Annotated in this window: 1 protein-coding gene; it reads left to right on the forward strand. The window is 34.0% G+C overall.

Going from position 1 to position 630, the window contains the following annotated elements; translation table 11 throughout:
* Window positions 1-469 (forward strand): hypothetical protein (locus R7190_RS28485; RefSeq protein WP_031852991.1); only part of this gene is annotated, 469 nt, incomplete at its 5' end.
* Between the last annotated feature and the right edge of the window lie 161 nt (window positions 470-630).

Genomic DNA, 630 nt, shown 5'->3' on the forward strand with positions numbered 1-630 from the left:
AAAACCAGCGATGAGCGCCCAACTAGAGGAGTATGTATATAACCCTCGTATACTCAAAGATGTTTCTGACACTTTATTAGGCATCGACTTAAATAAAAATAATATCAGAGATGATGTCGATAAAGTCGTTAACCACCTAGAAGTAACAGAAGCTGATAAAGAGTTTATGTTACGTTATATCCAATATGCGACAAGTATATTAAGTTATGACTTCGCAAAAGATAGGTTAGAAAATCCGCTGATTGCTAGCGAACTCTACAAAGAACTCAATTATATAAATAGCTGCTATAAAGAGTCAGGTGTTGATGGTAAAGATTTATATGATTCAATAAATGCATTAAACGTATTGATGTTTAATACAGACGCTAGAATCATTGCCTATCTACATTATGAAAAGTACTTGGATATTAGAAATACATACGAGTTGCTAAGCTATGATTGTAAAAACAAAAAATATCATCAAGTTTAATCGCGATATCTTTGCCATTTAAAAAGCTCTGTTATTTAAAAACGAACTTAGCCACCATTACTTTTGTTCTGTCTATACAATTATTATCAGTACACGAGGTAAAGCCGCTAGATAACCGCGCCTAGCTTACCGATACAACTGTATGGTTCTTGGCATCGGGA

The sequence above is a fragment of the Vibrio sp. 1078-1 genome (assembly GCF_033340475.1).